The organism is Pseudomonas sp. TH06, assembly GCF_016651305.1.
In the GTDB taxonomy this organism is placed as follows: domain Bacteria; phylum Pseudomonadota; class Gammaproteobacteria; order Pseudomonadales; family Pseudomonadaceae; genus Aquipseudomonas.
On record NZ_JAEKEC010000001.1, the window covers coordinates 3,193,986 to 3,211,273 of the forward strand.

10 protein-coding genes are annotated in these 17,288 nt (G+C 58.5%); 7 read left to right on the top strand and 3 right to left on the bottom strand.

Annotation, left to right across the window (positions count from 1 at the left end; all coding sequences use genetic code 11):
• Nucleotides 1-23: 23 nt before the first annotated feature.
• A complete protein-coding gene (gene flgE / locus JFT86_RS14380; RefSeq protein ID WP_201237171.1) occupies nt 24-1,364 on the top strand; it encodes a flagellar hook protein FlgE in 1,341 nt (446 codons plus the stop codon).
• Between the two features lie 291 nt (nt 1,365-1,655).
• Nucleotides 1,656-5,921 (top strand): calcium-binding protein, encoded by a 4,266-nt coding sequence (locus JFT86_RS14385; RefSeq protein ID WP_201237172.1) that lies wholly within the window; start codon nt 1,656-1,658, stop codon nt 5,919-5,921.
• 168 nt (nt 5,922-6,089) lie between these two features.
• On the opposite strand, the gene JFT86_RS14390 is transcribed toward JFT86_RS14385, so the two are convergent.
• Complete coding sequence (locus JFT86_RS14390) at nt 6,090-8,984, bottom strand: ribonucleoside-diphosphate reductase subunit alpha (RefSeq protein ID WP_201237173.1); 2,895 nt, start codon at nt 8,982-8,984, stop codon at nt 6,090-6,092.
• Nucleotides 8,985-9,762: 778 nt separating this feature from the next.
• Here JFT86_RS14390 and JFT86_RS14395 point away from each other — a divergent pair.
• Together JFT86_RS14395 and JFT86_RS14400 are read left to right on the top strand one after the other, a co-directional pair.
• A complete protein-coding gene (locus JFT86_RS14395; protein ID WP_201237174.1) occupies nt 9,763-10,485 on the top strand; it encodes a response regulator in 723 nt (240 codons plus the stop codon).
• Nucleotides 10,482-12,092, top strand: coding sequence for an ATP-binding protein (locus JFT86_RS14400; protein ID WP_201237175.1), 1,611 nt, complete (start codon nt 10,482-10,484; stop codon nt 12,090-12,092). The genes JFT86_RS14395 and JFT86_RS14400 overlap by 4 nt, the downstream gene beginning before the upstream one ends.
• Before the next feature lie 116 nt (nt 12,093-12,208).
• On the opposite strand, the gene JFT86_RS14405 is transcribed toward JFT86_RS14400, so the two are convergent.
• Nucleotides 12,209-12,934 carry a 4'-phosphopantetheinyl transferase superfamily protein gene (locus JFT86_RS14405; protein ID WP_201237176.1) on the bottom strand — a complete coding sequence of 242 codons (726 nt, stop codon included), beginning with the start codon at nt 12,932-12,934 and terminating at the stop codon, nt 12,209-12,211.
• 207 nt (nt 12,935-13,141) lie between these two features.
• Complete coding sequence (locus tag JFT86_RS14410; protein ID WP_201237177.1) at nt 13,142-13,933, bottom strand: dienelactone hydrolase family protein; 792 nt, start codon at nt 13,931-13,933, stop codon at nt 13,142-13,144.
• A 142-nt stretch (nt 13,934-14,075) separates the two neighbouring features.
• Here JFT86_RS14410 and JFT86_RS14415 point away from each other — a divergent pair, with 142 nt between their 5' ends.
• From JFT86_RS14415 to JFT86_RS14425, 3 genes are all read left to right on the top strand, one after another.
• Entirely contained in the window at nt 14,076-14,681 is a 606-nt protein-coding gene (locus tag JFT86_RS14415; RefSeq protein WP_201237178.1) for a hypothetical protein, read from the top strand.
• Nucleotides 14,682-14,832: 151 nt separating this feature from the next.
• Nucleotides 14,833-15,510, top strand: a complete 678-nt coding sequence (locus JFT86_RS14420; RefSeq protein ID WP_008079190.1) for a response regulator transcription factor — start codon at nt 14,833-14,835, stop codon at nt 15,508-15,510.
• Entirely contained in the window at nt 15,507-16,853 is a 1,347-nt protein-coding gene (locus JFT86_RS14425) for an ATP-binding protein (RefSeq protein ID WP_201237179.1), read from the top strand. The genes JFT86_RS14420 and JFT86_RS14425 overlap by 4 nt, the downstream gene beginning before the upstream one ends.
• Nucleotides 16,854-17,288 lie beyond the last annotated feature (435 nt).

Consider the following 17,288-nt stretch of genomic DNA (forward strand, 5'->3'; position numbering starts at 1 on the left):
TAACCGGCACAAAGGAGTGGAATATGTCTTTCAATATCGGCCTTAGCGGTCTCTATGCAGCCAACAAACAACTGGACGTGACCGGCAACAACATCGCCAACGTCGCAACCGCCGGTTTCAAATCGTCCCGCGCAGAATTCGAAGACGTGTACTCGGCAACTCGTCTGGGTACCGGCAGCAAAGTGATCGGCAACGGCGTGCGCCTGGCCAACGTTTCCCAACAGTTCACCCAGGGTGACATCAACAACACCGGCAACGTGTTGGACATGGGTATCAACGGTTCGGGCTTTTTCACCATGAGCAACAACGGCTCGATCTCTTACACCCGTGCCGGTACGTTCAAGGTTGACGATAAGGGCTTCATCACCAACACCGATTACACCTCGCGCCTGCAAGGCTACGGTGTGGATGCCAACGGCAAGATCATCAATGGTGTATTGACCGACCTGAAGCTCGACACCTCGAACCTGGCGCCGAAATCGACTTCGTCGGTGACGTCGAGCATCAACCTGAACTCGTCGGAAAAAGTGATCGTTGATACTGGCACCAACGCGGTCAAGTTCGACCCGACTAAACTCGAGACTTACACCAAGTCGTTCAGCACGCCGATCTATGACACGCAGGGTAACTCCCACGTCATGGATCAGTACATGGTGAAGACCGGCGAAAACACCTGGAAGGTCTACACCCTGGTTGACGGTCGTAACCCGGATGCTACCGGTAGCAATCCGAACGATCCGCTTACGCCTCCGGTTGCTTCGACGCTGACGTTCGACAGCTCTGGCAATTTGACTCAGGTCAGCACACCGAACCCGGCGGATGCTACCAAGCCTTTCATCAGCAGCGACTTGAAGCTGACGACCTGGAAACCGGGCACTGTGACCAACGGCGTCTTTACGCCTAACGGCGCAGCGGCCAACACGGCTGGCGTGACCATCTCCATGGCCAAGACCACTCAATATAACGCTGACACTTCGCGCACGATTCCGACTCAGGATGGTTACGCCACAGGCCAGATCACCAACCTGACCATCGACGGCACCGGTACGCTGTTCGCCAACTTCAGCAACAACCAGAACAAGGCCATCGGCCAGGTTGCGCTGGCCAGCTTCACCAACGAACAAGGCCTGCAAGCGATCGGCGGCACCAGTTGGAAGGAAACATTCGCTTCGGGTATTCCGGGTTATGACGCTCCGGAAACCGGCACTCTGGGTTCCATCCAGTCCAACTCGCTGGAAGAGTCCAACGTTAACCTGACCAACGAGCTGGTGGACCTGATCAAGGGCCAGAGCAACTATCAGGCGAACGCCAAGACCATTTCCACTCAGAGCACCATCATGCAGACCATCATTCAGATGACCTGATGTGATCTGATAGCTGTACTGAAAACCGACGCCCCAGGGCGTCGGTTTTTTTTTGCCCGGGGTCAGGCTTTTCACAGATACCTACCGTTCGTCGGTAGCTGTGGTGCAGTAATTGCAGATGCCCCGAGCAGAAGAGGGGGCGCGTCAAACTTCTGCAGGTCATGGAGACCTCTGGTTGCAAGGCGGTTAAACGTCTCATTAATGACCACGCTCAAAAGTACTCGGCCTTATCGAGGCGATTCTGAAGTATTGCGTTGACTATCGATTTATCAAAAAGGCAAGGAAGAAACAATGGCAGTTATAAACGGAACGTCGGGTACGGACACACTGGTAGGCACGTCTAGTGCGGATGAGTTGTATGGGTTTGCAGGAAATGACTCGCTGAGTGGTGGTGAGGGCAATGACCTGCTGGATGGCGGAGCAGGTGCTGATGTCTTGAATGGCGGGAACGGTATCGATACCGCGTCCTACGCCAGTTCGACGGCAGGAGTAACCGTCAATCTGACCGCTGGAACAGGCGTTGGCGGAGATGCTCAGGGCGATACCTTAACCTCGATTGAAAGCGTTATCGGGTCTGCCTTTAATGACTCTCTGACCGCTAATGCGGCAGGCACCAACCTGATCGGCGGCACCGGCAACGACGTGTATTTCGTCAACGGTAACGCAGTCAATGTGATCGAAACCGCTGGCGGTGGCGATGACGAAGTACGCACCGTGCTTACTAATTTGCGTCTGGCCGACAACGTCGAACGCCTGACTTACGTTGGCAACAGCGTTTTCACCGGTTTCGGCAACGGTCTGGACAACGTCATCACTGGCGGTGCCAACAACGACACGCTGTCGGGCGGCGCAGGCGCTGACCAGTTCATCGGCGGAGCTGGCTCCGATACCGTGAGCTACATCGACAGCCTTGGCTCGATCACCATCAACACCAAAACCGGCGTCCACACCGGCATTGCCGAGGGTGATACGTATGTCGGCATTGAAGTGATTCAAGGTTCGAACTCTGACGACATTTTCATCAGTGGCGCAGCCGCCGACACGTTCGATGGCTCGATGGGCAACAACGACACCGTTGATTACTCAGGTTCGGCGAGCGGTGTGACAGTCAGTCTGGTCGGTGGTCTGGCCGGTGTTGGCGGTGATGCGCAGGGCGATCGGCTGTACAACATCGAAACCGTGATCGGCTCGTCCTTCGATGACTCGCTGACCGCGAACCTTGCGGGCAGCAAACTGATCGGCGGCACCGGTAACGACGTGTATTTCGTCAACGGTAACGCAGTCAACGTGATCGAAACCGCTGGCGGTGGCGATGACGAAGTACGCACCGTGCTTACTAATTTGCGTCTGGCCGACAATGTCGAACGCCTGACTTACGTTGGCAACAGCGTTTTCACCGGTTTCGGCAACGGTCTGGACAACATCATCACTGGCGGTGCCAACAACGACACGCTGTCGGGCGGCGCAGGCGCTGACCAGTTCATCGGCGGAGCTGGCTCCGATACCGTGAGCTACATCGACAGCCTTGGCTCGATCACCATCAACACCAAAACCGGCGTCCACACCGGCATTGCCGAGGGTGATACGTATGTCGGCATTGAAGTGATTCAAGGTTCGAACTCTGACGACATTTTCATCAGTGGCGCCGCCGCCGACACGTTCGATGGCTCGATGGGCAACAACGACACCGTTGATTACTCAGGTTCGGCGAGCGGTGTGACAGTCAGTCTGGTCGGTGGTCTGGCCGGTGTTGGCGGTGATGCGCAGGGCGATCGGCTGTACAACATCGAAACCGTGATCGGCTCGTCCTTCGATGACTCGCTGACCGCGAACCTTGCGGGCAGCAAACTGATCGGCGGCACCGGTAACGACGTGTATTTCGTCAACGGTAACGCAGTCAACGTGATCGAAACCGCTGGCGGTGGCGATGACGAAGTACGCACCGTGCTTACTAATTTGCGTCTGGCCGACAATGTCGAACGCCTGACTTACGTTGGCAACAGCGTTTTCACCGGTTTCGGCAACGGCCTGGACAACGTCATCACTGGCGGTGCCAACAACGACACGCTGTCGGGCGGCGCAGGCGCTGACCAGTTCATCGGCGGAGCTGGCTCCGATACCGTGAGCTACATCGACAGCCCTGGCTCGATCACCATCAACACCAAAACCGGCGTCCACACCGGCATTGCCGAGGGTGATACGTATGTCGGCATTGAAGTGATTCAAGGTTCGAACTCTGACGACATTTTCATCAGTGGCGCAGCCGCCGACACGTTCGATGGCTCGATGGGCAACAACGACACCGTTGATTACTCAGGTTCAGCGAGCGGTGTGACAGTCAGTCTGGTCGGTGGTCTGGCCGGTGTTGGCGGTGATGCGCAGGGCGATCGGCTGTACAACATCGAAACCGTGATCGGCTCGTCCTTCGATGACTCGCTGACCGCGAACCTTGCGGGCAGCAAACTGATCGGCGGCACCGGTAACGACGTGTATTTCGTCAACGGTAACGCAGTCAACGTGATCGAAACCGCTGGCGGTGGCGATGACGAAGTACGCACCGTGCTTACTAATTTGCGTCTGGCCGACAATGTCGAACGCCTGACTTACGTTGGCAACAGCGTTTTCACCGGTTTCGGCAACGGCCTGGACAACGTCATCACTGGCGGTGCCAACAACGACACGCTGTCGGGTGGTGCGGGTGCTGACCAGTTCATCGGCGGAGCTGGCTCCGATACCGTGAGCTACATCGACAGCCCTGGCTCGATCACCATCAACACCAAAACCGGCGTCCACACCGGCATTGCCGAGGGTGATACGTATGTCGGCATTGAAGTGATTCAAGGTTCGAACTCTGACGACATTTTTATCAGTGGCGCCGCCGCCGACACGTTCGATGGCTCGATGGGCAACAACGACACCGTTGATTACTCAGGTTCGGCGAGCGGTGTGACAGTCAGTCTGGTCGGTGGTCTGGCCGGTGTTGGCGGTGATGCGCAGGGCGATCGGCTGTACAACATCGAAACCGTGATCGGCTCGTCCTTCGATGACTCGCTGACCGCGAACCTTGCGGGCAGCAAACTGATCGGCGGCACCGGTAACGACGTGTATTTCGTCAACGGTAACGCAGTCAACGTGATCGAAACCGCTGGCGGTGGCGATGACGAAGTACGCACCGTGCTTACTAATTTGCGTCTGGCCGACAATGTCGAACGCCTGACTTACGTTGGCAACAGCGTTTTCACCGGTTTCGGCAACGGCCTGGACAACATCATCACTGGCGGTGCCAACAACGACACGCTGTCGGGTGGTGCGGGTGCTGACCAATTTATTGGTGGCAATGGTTTTGACGTCGCCAGCTATATCGACAGCCCAATCGGTGTGACGATCAACGCCAAGACTGGCGTGAATTCCGGCATCGCCTTGGGTGATACGTATGTCGGTATCGAGCAAATTCGGGGATCGAATTCCGGCGATATCTTCGTCGGTGGGCTGGGTGCAGATAATTTCGACGGGAGTGGCGGCATCGACATCCTCAGCTTTGCGAGTGAGACATCCGGGGTCACGCTGGACTTGAGTCCAACAGTGCTTACCGGTATTGCTGCGGGCGACGTCTACACCTCGATCGAGGCGTTCCAGGGCACAAGTTATGCCGACACTTTTACCGGCAGTGCCAGAACTGCCGAGAGCTTCATTGGCGGCGGCGGTGCGGATACCTTGACCGGTGTGGGTCGAGGTGATGGCGCCTGGTACTTCAATAGTTCCGATGCAGTGCAGATCAATCTTTTGACAGGTTCCGTCGCCGGCGGCGATGCCCAAGGTGATGTGCTCATCAATATCGATAACCTGATCGGTTCGGCGTTCAATGACACCTTGACCGGTAACGCCTACGCCAACCTGTTGGAAGGGGGAGACGGTAACGACATCCTGTATGGCGGTGATGGCAACGACACTCTGTACGGTCATGGCTTCACGGATATCAGCGCTCTGGCCGTATCTGTCTCGACGGAAAACCAGGCCGACACCATTTATGGCGGCAACGGCGATGATTACATCATGGGATATGTGCGCGACGTGGGGTCGGTCTTCTATGGTGAAGCCGGTAATGACAACATCACGGTCTTTTCAGGCATTGCCAACGGGGGCGACGGTAACGATACGTTGACGGGCTCAGGTCATGGCTATGAACTGCATGGCGGGGCGGGTGCGGACAAGCTGTACCTGAATGCTTCCGGTGACGCTTATGGTGGCGAGGGCAGCGATGCCTATTTCGTGTCTTCCAAAACCATGGTTGCGATTTCCGATGACGGCACCACAGGCATCGATATCGTCACCCTGAAAAACATCCAGAGTTTCAATGATGTCCGCATCATGACAAACGACCAAGGCGTCTACATCTTCAATGCTGCAGACGTGCAGAATGGCAACCTGGACTCCGGTCTGTTCCTGAAGGATTGGAACAAGGGCGCCAACACCATTGAAACCTTCTACACCAACAACGGCGATTCCTTCACCATTCCGGTGGTAGGGCAGGCAATGACCGAGTCCTTGATGGGCTGACGCAGGTTGCAACATTAAAACGGCGGGGCCCGTAATCAGGGCTTCGCCGTTTTTTAAGTCTGTGGTTTTTTCCAGGCAAAAGAAAACCCCCGACAAACCAGAAGTCTGTCGGGGGTTTCTTTTGCCTGGAAAGCATCAAGCGTCTTGCGACGCCTGACTCAGCTCAGCTTATTGGCAAGCTTCGCAATCCGGCTCGTCGATCGCGCAAGCCTTTGGTACTGGTGCCGGACCGGCAGGTGCTGCCAATACCGAATCGTCACCGTGGTTGCCGCCGCTGGAAACAGCGTTCAGCTTGCCGGTGTTGATGGTCGACTTCTCGGTGCTGGTCGCGGCCAGGGCACGGAGGTAGTAAGTGGTTTTCAGACCACGGTACCAAGCCATGCGGTAGGTCACGTCCAGCTTCTTGCCCGATGCGCCGGCGATGTACAGGTTCAGCGATTGGGCCTGGTCGATCCACTTCTGACGACGGCTGGCGGCGTCAACGATCCACTTGGTGTCCACTTCGAACGCGGTCGCGTAGAGCTCTTTGAGTTCTTGCGGGATGCGCTCGATCTGCTGAACCGAACCGTCGTAGTACTTCAGGTCGTTGATCATGACCGAGTCCCACAGACCGCGAGCCTTGAGGTCGCGAACCAGGTACGGGTTGATCACGGTGAATTCGCCCGACAGGTTCGATTTCACATACAGGTTCTGGTAGGTCGGTTCGATCGACTGCGATACGCCAGTGATGTTGGCGATGGTCGCGGTCGGTGCGATGGCCATGATGTTGGAGTTACGAATGCCTTTCTGTACACGGGCGCGAACCGGTGCCCAGTCGAGGGTTTCGTTCAGGTCAACGTCGATGTACTTCTGGCCGCGTTGTTCGATCAGGATCTGTTGCGAGTCCAGCGGCAGGATGCCTTTGGACCACAGCGAACCGTTGAACGTTTCGTACGAGCCGCGCTCGTCAGCCAGGTCGCAGGAAGCCTGGATTGCGTAGTAGCTGACCGCTTCCATCGACTTGTCGGCGAACTCGACGGCAGCGTCGGAACCGTAAGGAATGTGCTGCAGGTACAGCGCATCCTGGAAGCCCATGATGCCCAGACCCACTGGACGGTGCTTGAAGTTGGAGTTCTTCGCTTGTGGCACCGAGTAGTAGTTGATGTCGATCACGTTGTCGAGCATGCGCACGGCAGTGTTGACGGTGCGTTGCAGCTTGGCGGTGTCCAGCTTGCCGTCGACGATGTGGTTCGGCAGGTTGATCGAGCCCAGGTTGCAAACGGCGATCTCGTCCTTGTTGGTGTTCAAGGTGATCTCGGTGCACAGGTTCGAGCTGTGAACCACGCCGACGTGCTGCTGCGGGCTACGCAGGTTGCACGGGTCTTTGAAAGTCAGCCATGGGTGGCCGGTTTCGAACAGCATGGAGAGCATTTTGCGCCACAGGTCTTTGGCCTGGATGGTCTTGAACAGCTTGACCTTGCCCGGGTACTCGGTCAGGGCTTCGTAGTACTCGTAGCGCTCTTCGAAGGCTTTACCGGTCAGGTCGTGCAGGTCCGGAACTTCGGATGGCGAGAACAGGGTCCACTTGCCGTCATCGAAGACACGCTTCATGAACAGGTCAGGGATCCAGTTGGCGGTGTTCATGTCGTGGGTACGACGACGATCATCACCGGTGTTCTTGCGGAGTTCGATGAACTCCTCGATGTCCATGTGCCAGGTTTCCAGGTAAGCACAGACAGCGCCTTTGCGCTTGCCACCCTGGTTAACGGCGACGGCGGTGTCGTTCACAACTTTCAGGAACGGAACCACGCCCTGCGACTTGCCGTTGGTGCCTTTGATGTACGAACCCAATGCGCGCACCGGGGTCCAGTCGTTGCCCAGGCCGCCAGCGAATTTCGACAACATGGCGTTGTCGTGGATCGCGTGGTAGATGCCCGACAGGTCGTCCGGAACGGTGGTCAGGTAGCAGCTCGACAGCTGTGGACGCAGGGTACCGGCGTTGAACAGTGTCGGGGTCGACGACATGTAGTCGAACGACGACAGCAGGTTGTAGAACTCGATCGCACGGTCTTCTTTCTGCTTTTCTTCGATCGCCAGGCCCATGGCCACGCGCATGAAGAAGATCTGCGGCAGTTCGAAACGCACGCCATCCTTGTGGATGAAGTAGCGGTCGTACAGGGTTTGCAGGCCCAGGTAGGTGAATTGCTGATCGCGCTCGTGGTTGATCGCCTTGCCCAGTTTTTCCAGGTCGAAGGTGGCCAGCACAGGGTTCAGCAGTTCGAACTCGATACCTTTGGCGATGTAAGCCGGCAGGGCCTTGGCGTACAGGTCGGCCATTTCGTGATGGGTGGCACTTTCGGCGACTTCGAGGAAGTTCAGGCCTTCGGCACGCAGGGTGTCCATCAGCAGGCGGGCGGTCACGAACGAGTAGTTCGGCTCGCGCTCAACCAAGGTACGGGCAGTCATCACCAGTGCGGTGTTGACGTCGGTCAGGGCCACGCCGTCGTACAGGTTTTTCAGGGTTTCGCGCTGGATCAGGTCGCCGTCGACTTCTTCCAGACCTTCGCAGGCCTCGGTGACGATGGTGTTCAGACGGCCCATGTCGAGCGGTGCGAAGCTGCCGTCTGCGCGGGTGATGCGGATCGACGGATGCGCGTTGACCGCTTCTTCGGCGGGGGCGTGGGCAGCGCGTTCTTTCGAACGACCGTCACGGTAGATCACGTAGTCGCGCGCAACTTTCTGCTCGCCGGCACGCATCAGGGCCAGTTCGACCTGGTCCTGGATTTCTTCGATGTGGATGGTGCCGCCCGATGGCATGCGACGCTTGAAGGTCGCGGTGACCTGTTCGGTCAGGCGGGCAACGGTGTCGTGGATTCGCGACGAAGCGGCAGCGGTGCCGCCCTCAACTGCGAGAAACGCTTTGGTGATAGCGACGGTGATCTTGTCATCGGTGTAAGGAACGACAGTGCCATTACGCTTGATCACGCGCAGTTGACCAGGCGCGGTGGCTGCCAGATCCGAAGTCGAATCGGCGGCCTGCGGCAAGGTGCCCTGCGGGTTCTCGCGAGTTGTGTCGGTTTGCATGGGTGTCTCCACGTTCTCTATGTTTGTTTGGGCACCATCACGGTGCCCACCGTTCCGTCCTGAAGCACTACAACCGGCACGCGCCGGGCATAACGACTTCGGGACAGTTCAGGAAGGGGCCTTGTGGGCGCCGCTTCCATGCCGAAGTCTTCGGTTCGCGCGATACGCGTCAAACCGCATTCCTTTCGGGGAGCAGTTTCGGACTGCAACACCCGTACCGTAATCGTCGTGGCCGACTGAAAAACGGTAGCCATCCGCAGGTGCGGTTTGGGCTGGTAAAAATACGTTTGGTTCAACCTGACAATGGCAATAAAAAGCCTTGAATTCCCTGTCCGGTTTGTGTTTGGTTTTTTTGTCTCAAACCCTACATGTAGGGTTTTTTTGAACGCGGGGTACAAGATAATGCGTTTTGGGTGGCTATTGCAATGTATAGCCTGTGGATAAACCTGTGCGTAAATTGTGTGCGAAACGGTGAATTCGCGTGTAGGCCGCGAACCTGCTGAGCTAGACCGTTTGTCACTGTTTTTTCACCTGGAAAAACGCTTCAGCGGATTTTTAAGGGCGCGAACCCTATCACAAAAAACCGCCTTGTCCGAACGCATTTACCGACTTGTGTTCTGGCTGTACGCCGTTTATACAATCGGGCCATGCGCAGTCATTCTTATCCTCCGAAAAGATGACAAAAGGACGGGAGGATCACGCGAAAAAACGCGTATTTCCTGTAGGAGATGGTTGAAGCGCTCCTTCTATTAATAAAAACAGCAAGCAGAGGTCACCGGTGGAGCAACAAGCCTTTCAGGTATTGATAGTCGAGGATGATCTGCGTCTGGCCGAACTCACTCGCGACTACCTGCAAGCCAATGGACTGCGTGTCGAAATCGAAGGCAATGGTGCGCAGGCGGCGGCGCGGATCATCAAGGAACAACCGGATCTGGTGATCCTCGATCTGATGCTGCCCGGTGAAGATGGCCTGAGCATCTGCCGCAAGGTGCGCGACCGTTATGACGGGCCGATCCTGATGCTCACGGCGCGTACCGACGATGCCGACCAGATTCAGGGGCTTGATCTGGGCGCCGACGATTACGTCTGCAAACCGGTGCGCCCGCGCCTGTTGCTGGCGCGGATCCAGGCGTTGCTGCGACGCAGTGACACACCGGGGCCCGCCACGGAAAAAAGCCGTCGACTGCAATTCGGTCCGCTGGTGGTCGACGATGCTTTGCGCGAAGCCTGGTTGAGCAACAACGGCATCGAGTTGACCAGCGCCGAATTCGATCTGCTCTGGCTGTTGGTATCCAATGCCGGGCGAATTCTGTCTCGCGAAGAAATCTTCACCGCTCTGCGCGGCATCGGCTATGACGGCCAGGATCGCTCGATCGATGTGCGCATCTCGCGCATCCGCCCGAAAATCGGCGATGACCCCGATCACCCGCGCCTGATCAAGACCATCCGCAGCAAAGGCTATCTGTTTGTCCCGGAAGCCTGCGCAGACCTGCCGCTGTGAACTCGATCTTCCTGCGCATTTACGGCGGCATGTGCGCAGCGCTGATTCTGGTGGCGGTGCTCGGCGTGCTCGCGCTGAACCTGCTTAACCAGGTGCGCAGCGAGCAATACCGCGAGCGCCTGGCCCATGGCACGTTCTCGCTGATGGCCGACAACCTGCAACCGATGAACGAAACCGAGCGCCATCGTGCGCTGCTGGTGTGGGAGCGTTTGCTCGGAATTCCGCTGGCGTTGAAAAAGTTTGCCGAGACCGACCTAGACCTGACCCAGCGCACTCGGGTGCAGCGTGGTCAGGCGCTGGTGGAGCAGACCGGGCCGCATGCCGCAAAGGTCTACCGGCTGGTCAGCGACAAGGAACAGCTGGTGCTGGTCGGAGAGGTGCAGCAGATCAGCGAGCAATTGGCCCGCGCGACCATTTATCTGCTGGCCGATGAGCTGGTGCGTGTGCCAGTGGGCGAACAACCCAAGCGGCTGGCGCAGATAAAGCAAGAGAAGGGCTTCGGGTTCGATCTGCGTCTGGTCACGGTGAACGACGCCGACATGGATGAAGATCAGAGCCGACGCGTGTCCGAGGGCGACACGGTGATGGCGCTGGGCAAGGGCGGCGATTCGATCCGCGTGTTTGCCGGCATGGTCGGCACACCGTGGGTGCTGGAAATCGGTCCGCTGTATCAGATGAATCCGTATCCGCCGGAGTGGCTGGTGTTGATCGCCGCGCTTGGCCTGAGTTTGATCGGCCTTATCGTTTATCTGTTGGTGCGCCAGCTCGAACGGCGTTTGCGCGGCCTCGAAGCGGCGGCCACGCGCATCGCCAAGGGCAGCCTGGAAACCCGTGTGCCGGCGCGCGGTGCTGACTCGGTCGGGCGCCTGGCCTCGGCGTTCAACAAAATGGCTGAGCATTTGCAGCAGTTGCTGGCGATCCAGCGCGAACTGGTGCGCGCGGTGTCCCACGAGTTGCGCACGCCGGTGGCGCGCTTGCGTTTCGGTCTGGAGATGATCGGTTCGGCGGCCACCCCGCAAGCGCTGGAAAAGTACCGTGAGGGCATGGATCACGACATCGAGGACCTCGATAAACTGGTCGACGAAATGCTCACCTATGCGCGGCTGGAGCAGGGCTCGCCGGCGCTGACGTTCCAGCGCATTGATCTCGACGCGCTGGTCAATCAGGTCATCGAAGAACTGGCGCCGTTGCGCGCCGGGGTCACGGTGCAGCGCGGCTTGTGCCTGTCGGCTGCGGATAACGACGATGCCTGGGTCGAGGCCGAGCCGCGTTATTTGCACCGGGCATTGCAGAATCTGGTGAGCAACGCCATGCGCCATGCGCGTTCGAATGTTACGGTGAGTTATCAGGTCGGGCAACTGCGTTGCCGGGTGGACGTCGAGGACGACGGCCCAGGTGTGCCGGAAGTGGCGTGGGAGCGAATCTTCACGCCGTTCCTGCGTCTGGATGACAGCCGCACCCGGGCGTCAGGCGGACATGGATTGGGCTTGTCGATTGTGCGGCGGATCATCCACTGGCATGACGGCCGGGCGATCATTGGCAAGAGCAAGAGTCTGGGTGGGGCTTGCTTCAGCCTGAGCTGGCCGAGGAATCAGGAACGCCGCTGAGATTTGTGGCGGCTTGGCTGACCTCATCGCGAGCAGGCTCACTCCTACAGTTGGAATGCGTTCCCGTGTAGGAGTGAGCCTGCTCGCGATAGGGCCTAACCATGCAGTGCAAACCCTCAAGCAGGAATGCTGACCAGACTCAACAATTGTCCATCCTGCACCCCGAACTGCGCGTCCAGTTCTGTGCCGTTGCACCATTCATTCGACAGGTCCGTCAACAAACGCAGGCGCACATGGCCGTGTTCCGTCCACTCCAGCACTTCAGCATGTTCGAAGTAAAAGCGCTTTTGCACGATCGGGTACAGCGCCTTGAACAAACTCTCCTTCACCGAAAACGTCAGCGTCACCAGCAACGCCAACTGATCCCGCCCACCTGCCGCCATGCGCTGCATCTCTGCCGGTATGAGGATTTCCCCGGCGAGACGCTCGGCGCGCTCGGGGTTGAGCAGGTTTTCGAGATCCATGCCCAAACCGCGCCAATGCTGCTTGTTGGCGACAATCGCTGCGGCGCGCCCGGTGCTGTGGGTGATCGAGCCGCAGATATGTGCCGGCCACACCGGTGCACGATCTTCGCCAATCGCCGGGATCACCGTTGTGCCTTCCAATTGTTGCAATGCCGCACGGGCGCAGATGCGCCCGGCGAGAAACTCCGCCTGCCGCTTGGCCACCGAGCGCTGAATGCTTGGCGGTGGCTCGATGGCGCTGCGCTGGAAGTCATCGCCGAGCAGTTGTGCCGGATCGAAATGGGTGCTGAGCAACACGGTATCAGGCAACACCGTCGGCAACGGCCAATGGGCATTGAGCGGGGTGCAGCAGGCGGGCAGGGCGGGGGTAGGATTCATGGCGGGCATTTTGCCGGTTAGCACAGGGAAGGGGTAGAGCAGATACCGCTTTTGTGGCGAGGGAGCTTGCTCCCGCTGGCGCGCGGAGCGGCCCCGAAAACTGCGATTCAGGTCTGTCAGGTAGACCTGATCGGCCGGTTTTGCGACGGCTTCGCCGTCGAGCGGGAGCAAGCTCCCTCGCCACAGGTAAGTCATGCAGTCTCTGAGTCAGCTGAAGATCTTCTGGAAGAACGCTTTCATGTCCGCCCAGGATTTTTCATCGGCCGCCTTGTTGTAGCCGATATCCGGGCCGCCATGCTCGCCGTGGCTCAAGCGATCGGCATCCGGATTGGTAAAGCCATGCTTGGCGCCCTCCAGGCTGACGAACTTGTAGTCAGCACCGGCCTTGTCCATTTCTGATTTGAAGGCGCTGACGTTATCCGGCGTGACCATGCTGTCCAGGGCGCCATGCTCCACCAGAATTTTCGCCTTCACACTGCCGGGCGTGGCCGGGGTCTTGGTCGCCAGTGCGCCGTGGAAACTCACCACTCCAGCCAGCGGCTCACCCTGGCGCGCCGCATTCAGCACCACGCCACCGCCGAAGCAGTAACCGATGGCCGCAAGTTTGTTCACGTCGGTCTGCGGTTGTTTCTTCAGCAGGTTCAGCCCTGCCTCGAATCGTTTGCTGGAAGCCGCCGCATCCTGGGTCGCCGCCTGCATGAACGCCATGGCGTCTTTTGGGTGCTCGGTGTTCTTGCCTTCACCGTACATATCAATCGCCAGCGCGCTGTAGCCAAGTTCAGCCAGATCCCGCGCGCGGCGCTTGGCGTATTCGTTCAGGCCCCACCATTCGTGCACCACGACAATCCCCGGGCGTTTGCCTTTGATGGCGTCGTCGTAGGCGTAGTAGCCAATCAGCTGCGTGCCGTCGGCGCTTTGATAGGGGATTTCTTCAGTCTTGATTGCGGCTTGGGTGAGGCTGCTGACGGCCAGCAAGATGAGGGCGAGGTACAGGCGCATGATCGGTCTCCTTGGCGAAAAGTGCTCAGAACAGCCTAGTCGATTTGATTCAGGTCAGGTTCAGAGAGTGTTCAGGGGCGGTACAGGGGAGGGTCAGTAACCTTGCGCCATACCCAAACAGCACTGTGAAAGAGGAAACTCCATGACTCGTTTTAATAAACTGCTGCTGGCATTGACCGTAATGAGCGCCAGTGTCGCGGCCCAGGCCGACACCACTTCGAACTTCGCCGGCCTGACCTTCGGCCAGACCAGTGACAAGATCGACAAGTCCCGTGCGCTGAACAACAACCTTGATCACCCGAACGCGACCGGCGCGATCGACGGCAACAACACCTACGGCGTACGGCTCGGCCAGCAAAACTCGCAGGGCCGCTACTACGCCACCTACGACAACGTGTCCGGTTCGCACAATGGCATTAAACTGCGCCAGGAAAACCTGCTGGGCAGCTACGATCTGTTCTACCCGGTGGGCGGCACGACCAAATTGTTCGGCGGTGCGACTGCCGGTCTGACCAAGCTGACCCAGGACTCGCCAGGCTACAGCCGCGACAGTGACATCGGTTATGCCGTCGGCGGTCAGTTCGGTGTATTGCAGCAAGTCTCGCAAAACACTTCGGTCGAACTCGGTTACCGTTATCTGATGAGCAACGCCAGCACCGAAATGAAAGAGAGCGGTGGCAGCAAACAAGGCTCGCTGGACTTGAACAGCAGCGCGCAGACTTACCTGTCGGCCAACTACAATTTCTAAGGAGTTGCCGCCAGACTCAATGTGGGAGCAAGCCTGCTCGCGAAAGTGCTGAATCAGTCGATGAATAAGTCGACTGAGACACAGCCTTCGCGAGCAGGCTCGCTCCCACAGGTGTGTTACTGGAGATTTTTGATTTGCCCGGGAGAGCGATATGAAACTGTTGGTCGTCGAAGATGAAGCGCTGTTGCGCCATCACCTGCAAACCCGTCTGACGGAGAGCGGTCATGTGGTCGAGTCCGTGGCCAATGCCGAAGAGGCGTTGTACCAGACCGGACAGTTCAACTTTGACCTGGCGGTGATCGATCTCGGTCTGCCGGGCATGGGCGGTCTCGATCTGATTCGCCAGTTGCGCTCGGGCGGCAAGACCTTCCCGATCCTGATCCTCACCGCGCGCGGCAACTGGCAGGACAAGGTCGAAGGCCTCGCTGCCGGTGCCGACGATTACGTGGTCAAGCCGTTCCAGTTCGAAGAACTCGACGCACGTCTGAATGCCTTGCTGCGCCGTTCCAGCGGTTTCACCCAGTCGACCATCGTTGCCGGCCCGCTGTTACTTGACCTCAATCGCAAGCAGGCGACCCTCGACGAGCAACCGCTGGCACTGACTGCGTATGAGTACCGGATCCTCGAATACCTCATGCGCCATCACCAGCAAGTGGTGCCCAAGGATCGCTTGATGGAACAACTCTATCCGGACGACGACGAGCGCGATCCGAACGTCATCGAAGTGCTGGTCGGCCGCTTGCGCCGCAAGCTCGAAGGCCCGGCCGGGTTCAAACCGATCGACACCGTGCGGGGCCTCGGCTACCTGTTCAATGAGCGCTGCACTTGATTCGTTCGCTTCGCGTTCGGCTGATGCTCGCCGCCACCACGTTGGCGGTGTTGTTCATGCTCGCCTTGCTGCCGGCCATGCAGGGCGCGTTCAGCCTCGCGTTGCAGGACTCGATCGAGCAGCGCCTGGCCTCGGACGTCACCACGCTGATCTCGGCCGCGCGCATTGAAAACGGCAAACTGGTCATGCCGACGCAATTGCCGGACGAGCGTTTCAACCTCGCCGACTTCCGCTTGCTTGGCTATATCTACGACCGTGAAGGGCATCTGGTATGGCGCTCGAAAGCCACCCAGGAAGAGCAGATCAACTACAAACCGCGATACGACGGACTCGGCAACGAGTTCGCGCGAATTCGTGAGGTCAACGGTCAGGAGTTCTTCGTCTACGACGTTGAAGTGAAGCTCCTCGGTGGCAAAAGTGCAGCCTTCAGCATCGTCGCCCTGCAACCGGTGCGCGAGTACGAAACGACCCTCGAAGGCTTGCGCGAAAATCTCTATCTGGGCTTCGGTGCCGCTTTGCTGGTGCTGCTGGCGCTGTTGTGGATCGGCTTGACCTGGGGCCTCAAGGCCTTGCGTCAACTCAGTCAGGAACTCGATGAAATCGAGGGCGGCACCCGTGAAAGCCTGACCGAACAACACCCGCGAGAACTGCTGCGCCTGACCGGCTCGCTGAACCGCTTGCTGCTGAGCGAACGTCAGCAGCGCAGCCGTTATCGCGACTCTCTGGATGACTTGGCGCATAGCCTGAAAACGCCGTTGGCGGTGCTGCAGGGTGTCAGTGAGGACATGGCGCAGCGGCCCAAGGATCTGGATCAGGCGTGGGTGCTGCAGAGCCAGATCGAGCGGATGAGTCAGCAGATCAGCTATCAACTGCAGCGGGCCAGTCTGCGTAAAAGCGGTCTGGTGCGGCATCAGGTGCGCCTGCAACCGGTGCTTAAAAGTCTGTGTGACACGTTGGACAAGGTCTACCGCGACAAGCGGGTGCGGGTGGCGTTTGATCTGCCTGAGCATTGTTATGTGCCGATCGAGCAGGGCGCGTTGCTGGAGATGATGGGTAACTTGCTGGAGAACGCTTATCGGCTATGTCTGGGTGAGGTGCGGATCAGTGTGCGTGAGAGCCTTGCCGGGATTGAGTTGTGTGTTGAGGATGATGGGCCGGGGGTGCCGCCGGATCAGCGGGCGCGGATTCTGGAGCGTGGGGAGCGGCTGGATCGGCAGCATCCGGGGCAGGGGATCGGGTTGGCTGTGGTCAAGGACATTATCGAGAGTTACAACGCGAAGTTGATGTTGGGGGATTCGCCTATGGGGGGGGCTGCGTTTCGGATTCATTTTCCTGCGGTTTGAGGGGGGCTGGGTTTTGGGGGCTTATCCGTTGCTGCGGGTGTTGCTGATTAGGGTTCCGCCCTTACGGCGGGTCACTTTTTCCAGACGCCGAAAAAGTAACCAAAAAGGCTTTACCCTGACGTACGGCCCTCGCTGTGGCTCGGGTTCCTTCGCTGCGGGATCGATCCGGGCGCATCGCCTACGGTTTGCTTCGCTGCACCTCCTCTCGATGCATTTGGCTGCGCCAAACGGTCGCTGCGCTCCCACCCCCGGATCAATCCCTCCACTCAGCCTTCCGACGGGCCTTCTAGATCAAGAGCTTTACTCGAGCTAACGCTCATTGTGTTGAGTGGGGCGGCATGCGCCGCGTTTGGGGGTGGACTCGTTTTTTTGTGGCAGCGATGGCGGCCTGATAGCCGACCAGTCTCTAGCAGACTGCATACGATCCCATTGTAG

Excerpts from the sequence above, each read along its gene's own strand:
- flgE (WP_201237171.1), top strand. The coding sequence starts at position 24 with ATGTCTTTCAATATCGGCCTTAGCGGTCTCTATGCAGCCAACAAACAA.
- JFT86_RS14385 (WP_201237172.1), top strand. The coding sequence starts at position 1,656 with ATGGCAGTTATAAACGGAACGTCGGGTACGGACACACTGGTAGGCACG.
- JFT86_RS14390 (WP_201237173.1), bottom strand. The coding sequence starts at position 8,984 with ATGCAAACCGACACAACTCGCGAGAACCCGCAGGGCACCTTGCCGCAG.
- JFT86_RS14405 (WP_201237176.1), bottom strand. The coding sequence starts at position 12,934 with ATGAATCCTACCCCCGCCCTGCCCGCCTGCTGCACCCCGCTCAATGCC.
- JFT86_RS14410 (WP_201237177.1), bottom strand. The coding sequence starts at position 13,933 with ATGCGCCTGTACCTCGCCCTCATCTTGCTGGCCGTCAGCAGCCTCACC.
- JFT86_RS14415 (WP_201237178.1), top strand. The coding sequence starts at position 14,076 with ATGACTCGTTTTAATAAACTGCTGCTGGCATTGACCGTAATGAGCGCC.
- JFT86_RS14420 (WP_008079190.1), top strand. The coding sequence starts at position 14,833 with ATGAAACTGTTGGTCGTCGAAGATGAAGCGCTGTTGCGCCATCACCTG.